A 14,858-nucleotide genomic window follows, 5' to 3' on the forward strand; every position below is an offset into this window, starting at 1 on the left:
GGCAGGAGTATCAGAGCTCAACCGAGCCGCCGCAGCGTGTGCACCGTGATTTCGGCCGGGCAATTCAGCCGCACCGGCGCGAGGCTGGTGCCGGCGCCGGTTGATGTGTAGCCCGCGAGTTCGCCGAAGCGCCACGCGCCCTTGCCCATGCGGCGCGGCAGCCGTGCCTCCAGCTTGATCGCGATGCCGCCGGGCAGGCAGAGCTGGCCGCCATGGGTATGGCCGCTCAGCATCAGGTCGAAGCCGGCGGCCGCCGCTTCGCGATAGGATTCCGGCGTGTGCGCAAGCAGGATCGAGAACGCCTCGCGCGGGATCGCCGCGGCGGCTTTTGCAATGTCATCGGTGCGGTAGAAATGCGCGTCGTCGATCCCGGCGAGATGGATGGTCGCGCCGTCGCGCGTGATCGGCTCCTGCTCGTTGAACAGCATCCTGATCCCCATCGCCTCCAATCCCGGCGTCATGCGGATGCTGTCGTGATTGCCGAGGATGCCGTAGAGCGGCAGCTTGATCCGCGCGCAGACGTCCCGCATCAGCGCGAGGCTGGTCTCGAACGGGCCGAACGTCCTGCCGCGATAATCGCCGGTCAGGACGCAGATGTCGCAGGCGATAGTGCGCACGATGTCGGCCAGATGCCGCATCGCGCCCTGGCTGATGTCGGCGTGGAGATCGCTGAGATGAAGGATGGTGAAGCCGTCGAAGGCCGCCGGCAGCCGCGCCGACGTCACCAGATTGCGCCGCACCTCGACCCGGTCGGCGTTGCGCCGCGCACGGCCATGGAGGCCGACCACCTTGAGCGCAGTCGTGACGATCCACGGCGCCATCCGCCAGTTCTCGACATTGAACACCAGCGTGCCCTGGCCGATCAGCTGCTTCTCGTGCGCGGCCTCGATCCCAAGCCGGCGCACGACGTGATCCGCGCCGATCCGCTCGACCAATCCCTGCAATGCCGTGTCGGCCATCGTCCCCCGTGCGGCCCGCGATGCGACGCGGGCCGGCGCGACACTATCACGCGCGATCCCGATGGGGATACCGCTGAGGCTCAGACCACGGGGACGCGCCTGGCGGCAACGGCGGCCGGCGAGATCACCTCGATGTCGAGCGGCACCTGCCAGCGCTCGGTGAAGCGGACCTGTGGCGGCGCATTGCCGTTGCGCCCGCCCTGCAGCACGAAGCCGTCGTAACCCGAATTCATCACCTCATTGCATTTCTGCACATAGATCGGGAAGCCGCCGATATAGGGCATGAACACGCGGGGCCGGCCCGGGATGTTCGTGCCGACATACCAGGAGCTGCAGGTCGAGCGCAGCGACACCGTGGAGACGTCGTTGACATGGGCGACCCAGGCATCCTCGTCGTCGCGCACCGCCTCGATGGTGCCGGCGCCGATGTCGCGCATGTGGCCAAGGCAATCCGCCAGCCAGTCGACATGCTGCTCGATCGCCTGGATCATGCTCGCGAGCACCGACGGGCTGCCGGGCCCGGTGATCATGAACAGGTTCGGAAATCCCTCCGAGGCGAGGCCGAGATAGGCGCGCGGGCCGGCTCGCCATTTTTCGGCCAGCGTCTGCCCGCCGCGGCCGGTGATCGCGATCTTGTCGAACGAGCCGGTCATGGCGGCAAAGCCGGTGGCGGAAACGATCGCATCGAACTTGTATTCGGTGCCGTCGACCACGATGCCGTCACGCGTGAAGCGTTCGATCGGCGTCCTCGAGACGTCGACCAGCTTCACATGCGGCAGGTTGTAGGTCTCGAAATAGTTGGTATCGACGCAGAGCCGCTTGCAGCCGAACACGTTCTGCGGGCACAGCAGCTCGGCGGTGGCGGGATCCTTGACGATGCCGCGGATCTTCTCGCGCGCGAAATCGGCGATGGTGTCGTTGGCCGCCTTCTCGAACAGGAGATCGCCGAACGAGCCGAGGAAGGGCAAGCCGCCGCGCTGCCAGGCTTCCTCATACAGCCGCTCGCGTTCATCCTCGCTCGCCTGCAGGGCGGGCTGGGCGTTGAACTGAAAATAGAAGCCGGTCGGGCGCGCGCGCGCTTTTGCGCGCAGCTCCGGATAATGCGCCTTGGCTTCCTTCAGATACTCCGCCGACAGCCGTTCGTTCCATGCCGGCACCGACCAGGTCGCCGTGCGCTGGAACACCGTGAGCTCGGAGGCCTGCTGTGCGATGATCGGGATCGACTGGATCGCCGACGAGCCGGTGCCGATGACGCCGACGCGCAGGCCGGTGAAATCGACACCCTCATGCGGCCATTCGCCGGTGTGATAGATCGGCCCGCGGAAATCCGCTATGCCGGTGAAGGCCGGGCGGTTCGGCGCCGACAGGCAGCCGACCGCCATGATGCAGAATTTCGCGGTGACCTTGTCGCCGCGGTCGGTCGCGACCAGCCAAGTCCCTGCCTTTTCGTCGAAGGTCGCCGCGGTGACGCGGGTCTCGAACACGATCTGGCTGCGCAGGTCGAAGCGGTCGGCGACATGATTGGCGTAAGCGAGAATTTCGGGCTGCGGAGAATATTTCTCCGACCAGCTCCAGTCCTGATCGAGTTCCTCGGAGAACGAGAAGGAATATTGCAGGCTCTCGACGTCGCAGCGCGCGCCGGGATAGCGATTCCAGTACCAGGTGCCGCCGACCCCGCCGCCGGCCTCATAGACCCGCGCGGTGAAGCCGAGCCCGCGCAGCCGGTGCAGCATGTACATGCCGGCGAATCCCGCGCCGATCACCACGGCATCGAAGGTTCCAGTTTCCGCAGGGCGCGCGGTCGTGCGCGCGATGCTCTCCTGAGCCATGTCCCGTCTCTTCCCTGTGCTTTGTCTTCGGCCGCGCCTCGTTGGACACGGCGACAAAACATTAGGGCTGTTGCGGCGCGGCCCGCAAGCACATGCGTTGCCTCGTCGGGTATATCTCCTATGCTGCGCCCGATACCGAGGTGATCCAGTACGGCAGCACGCGTGCAAGCTCTCGTCGCCAAGCAAGGGGCTGTGTTTCATGAAGAAGGAAGAACTAGAGGCTGCCCTCGGCCAAGGTGAACTGGGACCGATCGAAGACTACCTTGATGCAATTGCTACGCAACCGCGGCTGCCTGCCCCTGCCGTCGGAATGTGCCTGCTCAGGATGGAAGAGGCGGGGCCCCCGCTGCGCGCCCTGGTCGCTCGGGCCGCTGATGGCGAAACGCTCTCCGACGACGAAGTCGTGCTGCTGTTTCGCGGCCTGTATATTCTCGGCGGCGGCCGCGACAGGGAGGTTTGTCGGGACTTGCTCCGGTTGCTGCGCAGACCCGAAGCCGAGCTCGATGATCTGCTGGGCGACGTCGTGACGCAGAGCATGGCAAGCATCGTTGCCGGCGTGTTCGATGGTGATGTCGAGGCCTTGTTGAGCCCGATTGCGGATCGATCTATCGACCAGTTCGTCCGCGAACAGATTCTCGGCGCGGCGACTTTCCTCACGTGGAACGGGAGCATTCCGCATGAGCGGATGCGGCGCCTGCTGGTGGCATTCTATGAGGACGACTTCGCTGAGAACGAGGACCAGGCGTGGTTCGGCTGGCAGCGGGCAATCGCCCTGTTAGGGCTGCGCGAGCTTGTGCCGCTGGTGCACCGCGCTATCGATGAAGGCCGTATCCCCGATTGGATGTCCGGACACGACGAATTTGAGCAGGATCTCGCCGATGCCGAGCAGAGGCCCGAGGACGTTACCCGCTTCGAGGAAGCTTATCTCGGCTATATCGAAGATGTTGCCGATGCATTGGCATGGACCGAATACGACGACGCCACGGACCAACTCGTCGACGAAGACTTCGAGGCGGGATGGACGCCAACCGAGCCCGTGAGAAATCCCCTGCGCCACGTCGGACGCAACGACCCATGCCCGTGCGGAAGCGGCAAGAAATACAAGAAATGCTGCCTTGCCAATCTGGCCTGAGCCGACGTGCGGCACGGCCGAGCTTATCGCAAACCGGGCGCTGCGTCGCCTATCCCTCCGTTGACTTCACGATCCGGATCAACTCGGCGCCGTAGTGCTCGAGCTTCTTGTCGCCGATCCCGGCGATGTTGCGCAGTTCGCTCAGCGTGTCCGGCCGCATCGCGGCGATGCCGTCGATGGTCGAATCGTGCAGCACGACATAGGCCGGCACGCCGCGCTGGCGCGCGACGTCCGAGCGCCAGGCGCGCAAGGCCGCATGTAGCGCCGGGTTTGCGACGCCGCCGGGGCTGTCGGCCACGGCCACGAGTTCGCCGCGGCGCGATTTGCTGCGCACCGCACGATTGCGCGCGCCTTCCGGCTGCTCGCGCAGCATCACCGCGGTCTCGCCTTTCAGCACGCCGCGGGCGCTATCAGTCAGCTTCAGCGCGCCAAAAGCGTCGCTGTCGGCGTGCAGGTGACCCATCGCCACCAGCTGGCGCAGCACCGCGCGCCATTGCTTCTCGTTGAGCTCGCGGCCGATGCCGAATACGGATAATTGGTCGTGGTTGAACTGCTTGACCCGCTCGGTCAGCCGCCCGACCAGCACGTCGATCAGGTGCATGGCGCCGAACCGTTGCCCGGTGCGATAGACGCAGGACAAGAGCTTCTGTGCCAGCACCTTGCCGTCGCGGACGCGCGGCGGCGTCAGGCAGTTGTCGCAATTGCCGCAGCTTTCATCGCTGCGGGTCTCGCCGAAATAGCCGAGCAGGCGCTGCCGCCGGCAATGCACGGTCTCGGCCAGCCCGACCAGCGCGTCGAGCTTGCCGATCGAGACGCGCTTGAAGGCGTCGGAGCCGGTCGATTCGTCGATCATGCGGCGCTGCTGCACGATGTCGGAAAGACCGTAAGCCATCCACGCCGCCGACGGTTTGCCGTCACGGCCGGCGCGTCCGGTCTCCTGGTAATAGGCCTCGATGCTCTTCGGCAGATCGAGATGAGCGACGAAGCGCACGTCGGGCTTGTCGATGCCCATGCCGAACGCGATCGTCGCGACGATGACAAGGCCGTCCTCATTGAGGAAGCGGTCCTGATGCCGGGCGCGCACGCCGGCATCGAGCCCGGCATGGTAGGGCAGCGCGGGGATGCCGGCCTCGCTCAGCGCCGCGGCGACATCCTCGACCTTGGCGCGCGACAGGCAATAGACCACGCCGGCGTCGCCGGCATGCCTTTCCTTGATGAAGTTCTTCAGCTGTGTCGTCGCATTCTGCTTGTCGACGATTTCGTAGCGGATGTTGGGGCGGTCGAAGCTGGCGACGAATTCCGGCGCGTCGGTGAGGGACAGCCGCTCGGCGATCTCCTTTCGCGTCAGCGCGTCCGCGGTCGCGGTCAGCGCGATGCGCGGCACGTTGGGGAAGCGTTCGGCGAGCGCGGACAGCCCGATATACTCCGGGCGGAAGTCGTGCCCCCATTGCGAGACGCAATGCGCCTCGTCGATCGCAAACAGCGCGATCTGCGCCTGGCTGAGCAGGTTGAGGCAGCGCGGCGTGAGCAGGCGTTCCGGCGCGACGTAGAGCAGATCGAGATCACCGGCGAGCAGCCGCCGCTCGACCTCGGAGGCCTCCTCATAGGACAGCGTCGAGTTCAGCACCGCGGCGTTGACGCCGGCTTCGGTGAGTCCCGCGACCTGGTCGCGCATCAGCGCGATCAGGGGCGACACCACAATGCCGCAGCCGTCGCGCAGCAGCGACGGCAGCTGGTAGCACAGCGACTTGCCGCCGCCGGTCGGCATCAGCACCAGGCAATTGCCGCCATCGGTGACGTGGCGGACGATCTTCTCCTGCGCGCCGCGGAAACCGGACAGGCCGAACACGGAACTGAGCACGGACCGCGCGTCGCGAGGCGGAGCGGATGCGCGATCGAGGGCGGGCTGGGCGGTCATGATCCCTTGGTATGTCCTGGGGTCAACAGGCGGTGATCGAGCTTTTCTGGGCGAACGATACCGGAACGAAACGTGTTAATACACGTCCCAACAACAAACTCAATTCACGCATGGCCGGTCAGCTGCGGATCATCACAGGCATTGCCGCGATCGTGTTGGTCGCGGCGGCGGCCGTGGGCTTTGCAGTCGCCTGGCGGCCGCAGATTGCGGCCATGGCGCCGCCGCGGCCCGATAGCTTCGATCCCGAGATCGTCAAGCGCGGCCGTGATCTCGCCGCGATCGGCAACTGCAACACCTGCCATACCGTGCAGGGCGGCGGAAATTACGCCGGCGGGCTTCCGGTTCCGACGCCGTTCGGCACCATCTTCTCGTCGAACATCACGCCGGATGCCGAGACCGGCATCGGGAACTGGCCGGAGGCGGCGTTCGTCCGCGCGATGCGCTTTGGCGTCAGCCGTGACGGCCGCCATCTCTACCCGACCTTTCCCTATGACCATTTCACCAACGTGTCTGACGCGGATGACCGGGCGCTCTATGCGTTCCTGATGACGCGGCAGCCGGTGCACGCCTCGCCGCCAGCGAATCAGCTGACGTTTCCGCTCAACTACCGGCCGCTGATTGCAGGGTGGAAGCTGCTGTATCTTCGCAGCGGCGACGTTCCTTCCGATGCGGCGAAGGGCGCGGAATGGAACCGCGGCGCCTATCTGGTCGAGGGGCTCGCGCATTGCGGCGCCTGCCATACGCCGCGCAACGCGCTCGGCGCCGAGCGAGTCAATGCGCAATTCGCCGGCGGCGACGTCGACAATTGGCACGCCTATGCGTTGAACGACACCTCGCATGCTCCGGTGCGGTGGACGGCTGACGCGCTCTACGCCTATCTGCGCCACGGCTGGCATAGCGATCACGGCACCGCGCGCGGGCCGATGGCCGAAGTGGTCGGCAATCTCGCGACAGTGCCCGACAGCGACGTGCGCGCCATCGCCGTGTATATGGCCGATGTCTCGGGCGCGCCGGCGCCGGATCGCAAGTCGCCCAATGACGCGGTGGCGCAATCGGCTGCGGCGGACGCAACACAGCCCAACGCCGCAGGCGCTGCGATCTATGCCGCGGCCTGCGCTTCCTGCCATGAGGGCGGCCGGGCGCTGCCCTATGGCGGCGTCAATCTCGCGCTCAGCACGGCGATCGCAGGCCCCGATCCGCGCAACCTTCTGAACATCGTGCTGTCGGGCGTCGGCGCCGTCGCTGGCGAGCGCAGTCCGATCATGCCGGGCTTCGCGGCCAGTATTGATGATGCGCAGATGGTCGCGCTTGCGAATTATCTACGTGCCCGGTTCGGGAAGCGGCCGGCGTGGAACGATCTCGACAAGGCGGTGCGCGATGCGCGCGCGGTGCAGGCCGCGTCGCTTGTGTCGCGCGACGCCCCTGCAGAATCAAGTCAACGAGGCAAGCCATGACGACATTGAAGGTCAATGGCCGGGATCATCAGATCGACGCTGATCCGGATACGCCGCTGCTCTATGTGCTGCGCGATGATCTCGCGCTCAATGCCGCCAAGTTCGGCTGCGGGCTCGGGCAATGCGGCTCCTGCACCGTGATCGTCGACGGCAAGGCGGTGCTGTCCTGCGTCACGCCGCTGCTGCTCGTCGAGGGCAAGCAGGTGACGACGCTGGAAGGGCTTGGCACGGTGGCCGCGCCGGCGCCGATCCAGCGCGCCTTCATGGAGGAACAGGCGGCGCAGTGCGGCTATTGCATCGCCGGGATGATGATGCGCGCGCAGGCGCTCTTGATGCGTAACCCGAAACCGTCGGATGCGCAGATCCGCGCCGAGCTGGAGCCGCATCTCTGCCGCTGCGGCACGCATATGCGTATCTTGCGCGCGGTGCATCGCGCCGCCCGGCTGATGGATACGGCCGATGCCACAAGCGACAGGAGCGTCCGATGACCGCGCCCGTGGTGCTCGATCGCCGCAGCGTGCTGGCCGGTGGCGGCGCGCTGATCGTCAGCTTCTCGCTGCGCGGTGCGGCGGCACAGGAGCAGAAAGGCCCGGAGCTGCCGGGCAGCCTGGCGAAAACGCCCAATCTGGATTCCTGGATCCGGATCGATGCCGACGGCCGGATCACGGCCTTCACGGGCAAGGCCGAGCTCGGCCAGGGATTCCGCACCGCGTTCCAGCAGGTCGCGGCCGAGCAGCTCGATATTGCCTTCGATGCGCTGAAGGTGATCACGGCGGATACAAAACTCACGGCGAACGAGGGCTACACCTCGGGCAGCCACTCGATGCAGGACAGCGGCACCGCGATCCTGCACGCCGCGGCGCAGGCGCGCGCGTTGCTGGTGGCGGAGGCCGCGAAGCGGTTCGACATTCCGCCCGATAAATTACGAACCGAGAACGCGGCTGTCATCGCCCCCGATGGGCGCCGCCTGAGCTATGGCGAGCTGGTTGCCGCCGACATGCTGCATGTCCCGGCTCAGCCGGCATCGCCCCTGAAGGATCCGGCGAGCTTCAAGGTGATGGGGCAGCCGGTGCGGCGCGTCGATATTCCGGCCAAGGTCACCGGCGGCGCGGCCTATGTGCAGGACATGCGGCTGCCCGGCATGGTGCATGCACGCGTGGTGCGCCCGCCGAGCTACGGCGCGCAGCTCGTGGAATGCGACACTGCCGCGATCGAGAAGATGCCCGGCGTGATCGGAATCGTACGGGACGGCGATTTCCTCGCCGTGGTGGCGGAGAAAGAGTTTGGGGCGGTCAAGGCGATGCAGGCGCTATCAGCCGCGGCGAAGTGGCGGGAGAGCGCGAAACTGCCGAACCAGCAGGATCTGGCAAATATGCTGACCGCGCTGCCGTCGCAGGATTTTGCGATCTTCCAGCGTAATGATTCCACGGTGAGCGGCGCGCGATCGCTCGAAGCCACCTATACGCGGCCCTATCAGTCGCATGGCTCGATCGGCCCATCCTGCGCGGTCGCGCAGTTCGTCGACGGCGCGACGACGGTGTGGACGCATACCCAGGGCGTCTATCCAGACCGGCAGGCGATTGCCGAGATGCTCGGCATGCCGCAGTCGAGCGTCCGCCTGATCCATGTCGAAGGTTCCGGCTGCTACGGCCATAACGGCGCCGACGATGCCGCGGCCGACGCTGCGCTGATTGCCCGTGCGCTGCCCGGGCGCCCAATTCGGGTGCAGTGGATGCGCGAGCAGGAGCACGGCTGGGAGCCGTATGGTCCGGCGATGGTGACCAAGCTGAGCGCATCGCTGGATGGCAATGGCAAGATCGCCGACTGGAATTTTGCGGTGTGGAGCAACACCCATTCGATGCGGCCGGGCGGCGCCGGCTCGCTGCTGGCCGCCCAGCACATGGCGCGATCGTTCACGGTACCTGCGCCAAAGCCGCTGCCGCTGCCGGAGGGCGGCGGTGATCGCAACGCGATCCCGATCTACAATTTCCCGAATGCGCATGTGATGCATCACTTTATCCCCGCGATGCCGCTGCGGATTTCCGCGATGCGCGCGCTCGGTGCCTATCACAATGTGTTCTCGATCGAGAGTTTCATGGATGAGCTGGCCGGACTCGCCGGGGACGATCCGGTCGCGTTTCGGCTCAAGCATCTCGACGATCAGCGCGGGCGGGCGGTGGTCGAGAAGGCCGCCGGGGAATTCGGCTGGGTGCGCGGGAAGGCACCGCAGAATCGCGGCTACGGTTTTGCATTCGCGCGCTACAAGAACCTCGCTGCCTATTGTGCCATTGCGACCGAGGTTGAGGTCGATCCCGAGACCGGCCGGGCCCGCCTGGTGCGCGCGGTCGCTGCTGTCGACGCCGGCCAGGTCGTCAATCCGGATGGCATCACCAACCAGATCGAGGGCGCGATCGTGCAGTCGACGAGCTGGACGCTCTATGAGAGCGTCACGTTCGACGAAGCGCGGATCACCAGCATCGACTGGCAGACCTACCCGATCCTGCGCTTCGATGCCGTGCCCGACAGCATCGCCGTCCACATCATCAACCGTCCGGGGCAGCCGTTTCTCGGCAGCGGCGAGACCGGGCAGGGGCCGGCCGCGGCGTCGCTCGCCAATGCCATCGCGCATGCGACCGGCAAGCGGCTGCGCGACCTGCCGCTCAGCCGCAAGCGGATCAAGGATGCGATCGATGCGTAGAGCGATGCTCTCCCTCTCCCCGTTCTTTACGGGGAGAGGGGTGGGGTGAGGGGCCGCCTCCGCGTATACGGTGACAGCTGCGTTTGCGGAGACTCCCCCTCACCCGGAACGCATCTAGCGATGCGTTCCGACCTCTCCCCGCACGCGGGGGTGAGGTGGAGCAGAGGCCCGTTGCCCGATCTAAAGCATATTCAAGTCTGATCGTCAGGCCGCCGTCGGAGCGGATGGCGCCGGGGGCGTCGGCATCGGCTCGACCGTGTAGGTCTTGGGCATGTTGATCGGCTTGTAGGCCGGATCCTTCTGCATCCGCTCCAGCACTGAGGCGTGGATGGTCGCGCCTTCCGGTATCGGCCTTGGCTCGCCGCGCGGCAAATAGAAGCCGAGGAAGGATTTCCGCTCCTTCCATTCCTTCCATTTGTCGCGCTTCGGAATCCATTCCAGGATTTCCCAGGCGGCCGTCAGGGAATTGTGCAGCGGGTCCGTCACGCTCGGCGCTGCATATTCGTGGCTGTGCGGCGGCAGCGGCATCCCCCAGGCGAGATGATCGATCAACGCCTGGTCCATGTGCAGCCCGGCGGCCCTGGCCTGTTCGAGCATCCAGATCAGTGGATACTTCGACGGCCCGCTCTGGTCCTCCGGATAGCCGCCGCCAACATCGGAATGCACGCCGGCGAACCAGACCTGGCGGATGTCCTGGTCGATCGCGGTCGACGGGTCGAACGGATCGGTGCGGAATTTCTGCGGCTCGATCCAGCGGTTGAGGCGGAACATGCGCCGGCGCTCGTCGATCGAGATCGCCTGGCGGAACCGCCTGACGCTGGAATTGGTGCGGGTGAACAGCAACGTCTGCATGTCGAACAGGAAGTTGTCCTGCCGCGGCACGATGATCGAGGCCACCGTGTCCCAGACGCCGACGAATTCGATGTCGATGTTGCGGCCGCCGGCGATCTGGCTGAAATGCCAGACTTCCTTCAGCGGGGCAGGGTCAAATGTCCCGTCGGACTTCTGGGCGTCCGCGCTGGCCTTCTTGTAGGCGCCGAAGGCGTAGCCGGCGAGGTCGAGCTGGTCGACCGGCAACAGGCCCATCACATGGACGAAAGCCGCCAGCGTGCGCACGGTGTAGGCACCGCGGCTGAAGCCGAACATCCAGACGCGGTCGCCGGGCTCCCAGAGCCGGCAGAGAAACTGGTAGGCGTCGAGCGTGTCCTTGTCGAGACCGGCGCCGAAGGCCAGCCCGAACAGGCCCCACGCCTCCTGCTTGAAACGGCCCCAGCTGTTCTGCAGCCCGATGGTGCCGAGACCCGGATGATAGTAGATCCGCTGCCCGTCATCCTTGTCGGCGACGCGAAACAGCTTCAGGACGTTGGAAATATTGGCGCCGATCTCGTTGCCGGTGCCGTCGCACAAGATCACAATATCCTTCGGCATCCGTAGCCCCTGCGGTCGCCGTGAAATTCGCGGCTTCTATGTACGGCAGAACGCGGGGATGATTCAATCTCCAATTGAAGACGGTTCTGTGTAGCGGCGTGACCAGCCATCGTCTTGCGGAGGCCTGCGGCCGGCTCGGGCGATGAGAGCCCGCTCGACGCTGCGTCCGCAGAATTCAATTGCAAGGCTTTGGAAAAGGTGGAAATCTGCTCGTCAATCATTGTTATATTGCGTTGATATTTTCTCCCTTCCAGGGACCTCGCCGGTGCGCGCGATCATTCGGCCTGCGGCTTTCCGCGGCTCTCTCACCAAGGACAGGAATCGATCGGCATGAGCCATCAAGCTCTCGTGACGATCATTCTCGCGGGACTGGTGGTGAGTGCGTTCGGACTGTTCTGGTGGGTCGGTAGCTATTCCGATCGCGTTTTTGCCAAACGATTCCGCACCCGCTTTCCGGAGAAGACGCTGAGCTACAGCGGCGATCAGCTTGGCGCGCTGGTGCAGTCCGATCTGCGGATCAAGTATGTGTTCCCGATCCTGTTCCCGCTCGATCTCGTCGTCATGCTGGCGCTGGCGGGCGCGATGGGCGCGGCGTCATCGCATTGGCTCAACCAGATCTATCCGTCGGCGGCGTGGCTCGGCCTGGTCGTGCCGGCGGTGTACCTGCTCAGCGACCTGATCGAGGATTGCCTGCTGGCATGGCTGTTGCTGCACGGCGACCCGGATGCGGCGGCGCGATCCGTCTCGGTGCTGAAGGCGATCACGACGATCAAGCTCGTCAGTGTTACGGCCTCGATCGCGCTGACGCTGGTTGCATTCGTCGGGTGGCTGTTCCACACCGAGTCGCTGGCCATCTAGACCGCGCGGTGGAGCGATCTACTGATAAGTCGCGACGATATCCGAAACGGCGCGCTCGAGTTGCTGCGCGGTCGCGCATTGACGCACCACGGTGCAGAAGGTCGCATACCGCGGCATCTCGGAATCGCCAAAGCCCCAGACCATGCGGCCCTCGGGGTTGAGCCACACCAGCCGCTTCGAGCGCTCGCCGATGCGGCGCAGGATGTCGGCGCGCGGGTCAAGGTTGTTGCTGCGGGCATCGCCGAGCACGATCACCGTGGTCTGCGGTGTGATCGCGCTCATCCAATTGTCCTCGAAATCGGCGAAGGAATTGCCGTAGTCGGACGAACCGAAGCCGACCTTGGACATGATCTCCTTCATCGCCTCTTCCGGCGAGTTCGATTCCAGGATGTCGCTGACCTCGATCAGATGGCCGGAGAAGGCGAAGGAGCGGACGTCGTCGACCACCTCGTGCAGGCTGTGGATCAGGAGCAGGAAGAAGTCCGAGACGCGAGCGACCGAGCCCGAGACGTCGCACAGCGCGACGATCTTCGGCCGGTCGCGATGCTTGCGCTTCCACGCGGTCAGGAAGGGCACGCCGCCCCAGGCCGCATTCCGGCGCAGCGTGCGGCGGACGTCGAGATGGCCGCGGCGCTGGCGCTTGCGCGGCTTGGAATAGCGTTCGCGCAGCCGCCGCGCGATCTGGCGGATTAGTGCGCGCATCTGCTCGACCTGGCGCGCCTCGATCCGCGCCAGCGGTGCGTTGCGCAGGATCTCGTTGCGCAAATTCTCCGCTTCCTCGCGGCCGTAGAGTAGCAGGGCCTGCGAGACGGCGTCGCGAACCGTACCGCGGAGGCCGTTGAGCGCTTCCTGCAGCCGCTCGGCGAGCGCCGGATTGCGGGTGGTCTGCTCGTCGATGTCGTCACGCAGGCGCTGGATGCCCATCGCATCGAGGATGCGGGTCTGGAAGATGCCGCGCTGGGTGAAGTAGCGGATGTCAGGCAGCGAGGCGGCGCCGGAGGCATTGGCGATCGCGGTCGATATCGCCGAGCGATCCTGCGACAGCAGCATTTGTGCCAGCGGCCCGACATTCTCGTTGGCGGCGCCGCCTGCGTTGTTGCCATGCTCGTCGGCCGACGGGTTGGCGCCGGATTCGCTGTTGTCGTCGGTTTTGCTCTGATCGGCGCTTTCCTGCTGCGGCTCGGGCTGGCTGAAGAACAGATCGAAGCATTCGCCGAGCGCGCGCTTCTCGTCTTGCGTCTTGGCGAGCGTCAGCAGGAACGTGTCGCGCAGCACGTCGCGATCGTTGAACCCGACCTGCGCGACCGCCCGCATCGCATCGATGCTTTCGGCCGGCGAGACCCGGACCCCGGCTCCCCGCGCCGCACGAAAGAAGCGATGCAGGTTCTCGCGCATCTTGGCTTAACTAAACACGCCCTGGCGCGACGCCTTGGCGATGAAGGACGAGATCTGCGGCGTCGCGGCCTCGATATCGGCCTCGTATTTCAGGAGCACGTTGAGCGTGTCCTTGACGATCTCGTGGTCGAGCTCGCTGGCCTGCAGCAGCACCAGTACGCGCGCCCAGTCGATCGCCTCGCTGACCGAAGGCAGTTTCTTCAGATCGAGCGAGCGGATCTCGTGGATGAAGCCGACCATCTGCTTGCGCAGCGTCTGCGAGATGCCCGGCACACGGCTCTCGACGATGCGCTCTTCCAGCTTCTGCTCGGGGAAGCCGATGTGCAGATGCAGGCAGCGCCGCTTCAATGCGTCGCCGAGATCGCGTTCGCTGTTCGAGGTCAGGATCACGGTCGGCGGCGCCACCGCGGAGACGGTGCCGAGCTCGGGGATCGTGACCTGGAAGTCGGAGAGGATTTCCAGGAGCAGCGATTCGAATTCGGCGTCCGACTTGTCGATCTCGTCGATCAGCAGCACGCACCCGGCGGGTTGCTCCAGCGCCTGCAACAGCGGCCGCGGTTCGACAAATTCCTTGGAGAAGAACACGTCGCCGAAGGTGTGGAGTTGGTCGAGCGCTGCGGCCAGCGACTGCGCGCCGCCGAGCACTTCGCCGAGCTTGTCTTTCAGGATCTGGGTGTAGAGCAGCTGCTTGGCGTATTTCCACTCATACAGCGCCTTGGCCTCGTCGAGGCCCTCATAGCACTGCAAGCGGATCATCTTCATGCCGCGCCAGGCGGCGATCGCCTTCGCGAGCTCGGTCTTGCCGACGCCGGCAGGGCCTTCGACCAGGATCGGCTTCTCGATCTGCTGCGACAGATAGACTGCGGTCGCAATCTGCCGGCTCGCAATATAGCCTTGTGCGGCGAGGCCGCTTTCCACGGCCTCGATCGAGGCGGTGGGCCTGGTGTCAGCCACGAGGATCAGCTCCGAATTTGCCTTGAACTCGGAGCTGTTCTGCGCCCGTTGCGGGCAAAGCACAAGGCTCGTTTGGCCCGCAAGCGCATGGGTTTAGCGCATGGTTCCGGGGTATTCCGCCGAGCGCAATACCTAAAACCGTAGCCCGGATGAAGCGAAGCGCAATCCGGGACAGACGAGCCGCGGAGCGACCGTCCCGGATTTCGCTGCGCTCCATCCGGGCTACGAAACAG

11 protein-coding genes are annotated in these 14,858 nt (G+C 65.5%); 5 read left to right on the forward strand and 6 right to left on the reverse strand.

The window, feature by feature from the left end; all coding sequences use genetic code 11:
- Nucleotides 1–17 precede the first annotated feature (17 nt).
- Nucleotides 18–959, reverse strand: a complete 942-nt coding sequence (locus QDT69_RS36190; RefSeq protein WP_279711242.1) for a metallophosphoesterase — start codon at nt 957–959, stop codon at nt 18–20.
- Nucleotides 960–1,039: 80 nt separating this feature from the next.
- The gene (locus QDT69_RS36195) at nt 1,040–2,788 is read right to left on the reverse strand and encodes an NAD(P)/FAD-dependent oxidoreductase (protein WP_279711243.1); all 1,749 of its coding nucleotides are present in this window, start codon (nt 2,786–2,788) and stop codon (nt 1,040–1,042) included.
- A 199-nt stretch (nt 2,789–2,987) separates the two neighbouring features.
- Between QDT69_RS36195 and QDT69_RS36200 the strand changes: the two genes are divergently transcribed.
- Entirely contained in the window at nt 2,988–3,920 is a 933-nt protein-coding gene (locus QDT69_RS36200; protein ID WP_279711244.1) for a DUF1186 domain-containing protein, read from the forward strand.
- 49 nt (nt 3,921–3,969) lie between these two features.
- Here the strand turns inward: QDT69_RS36200 and recQ are convergent, their stop codons facing one another.
- Nucleotides 3,970–5,838, reverse strand: coding sequence for a DNA helicase RecQ (gene recQ / locus QDT69_RS36205; protein WP_279711245.1), 1,869 nt, complete (start codon nt 5,836–5,838; stop codon nt 3,970–3,972).
- 110 nt (nt 5,839–5,948) lie between these two features.
- Here recQ and QDT69_RS36210 point away from each other — a divergent pair, with 110 nt between their 5' ends.
- Genes QDT69_RS36210 through QDT69_RS36220 form a run of 3 tightly spaced genes read left to right on the forward strand, consistent with a single transcriptional unit; the run spans nt 5,949 to nt 9,990 of the window.
- On the forward strand, nt 5,949–7,292 hold the full coding sequence (locus tag QDT69_RS36210) for a cytochrome c (protein ID WP_279711246.1): 1,344 nt from the start codon (nt 5,949–5,951) through the stop codon (nt 7,290–7,292).
- Nucleotides 7,289–7,780, forward strand: a complete 492-nt coding sequence (locus QDT69_RS36215) for a 2Fe-2S iron-sulfur cluster-binding protein (protein WP_279711247.1) — start codon at nt 7,289–7,291, stop codon at nt 7,778–7,780. Before QDT69_RS36210 ends, QDT69_RS36215 begins: the two co-directional genes overlap by 4 nt.
- Complete coding sequence (locus QDT69_RS36220; RefSeq protein ID WP_279711248.1) at nt 7,777–9,990, forward strand: molybdopterin cofactor-binding domain-containing protein; 2,214 nt, start codon at nt 7,777–7,779, stop codon at nt 9,988–9,990. The genes QDT69_RS36215 and QDT69_RS36220 overlap by 4 nt, the downstream gene beginning before the upstream one ends.
- A 204-nt stretch (nt 9,991–10,194) precedes the next feature.
- Here QDT69_RS36220 and QDT69_RS36225 read toward each other — a convergent pair whose 3' ends face one another.
- Complete coding sequence (locus QDT69_RS36225; protein ID WP_279711249.1) at nt 10,195–11,418, reverse strand: DUF2235 domain-containing protein; 1,224 nt, start codon at nt 11,416–11,418, stop codon at nt 10,195–10,197.
- A 330-nt stretch (nt 11,419–11,748) separates the two neighbouring features.
- Between QDT69_RS36225 and QDT69_RS36230 the strand changes: the two genes are divergently transcribed.
- A complete protein-coding gene (locus QDT69_RS36230; RefSeq protein WP_279711250.1) occupies nt 11,749–12,276 on the forward strand; it encodes a hypothetical protein in 528 nt (175 codons plus the stop codon).
- Nucleotides 12,277–12,294: 18 nt separating this feature from the next.
- Here the strand turns inward: QDT69_RS36230 and QDT69_RS36235 are convergent, their stop codons facing one another.
- Both QDT69_RS36235 and QDT69_RS36240 read right to left on the reverse strand, forming a co-directional pair.
- Entirely contained in the window at nt 12,295–13,671 is a 1,377-nt protein-coding gene (locus QDT69_RS36235) for a VWA domain-containing protein (protein WP_279711251.1), read from the reverse strand.
- Between the two features lie 6 nt (nt 13,672–13,677).
- Entirely contained in the window at nt 13,678–14,625 is a 948-nt protein-coding gene (locus tag QDT69_RS36240) for a MoxR family ATPase (RefSeq protein WP_021078095.1), read from the reverse strand.
- Between the last annotated feature and the right edge of the window lie 233 nt (nt 14,626–14,858).

Origin of the sequence: Bradyrhizobium sp. CER78, assembly GCF_029846235.1 — a bacterium.
Taxonomy (GTDB): domain Bacteria; phylum Pseudomonadota; class Alphaproteobacteria; order Rhizobiales; family Xanthobacteraceae; genus Bradyrhizobium.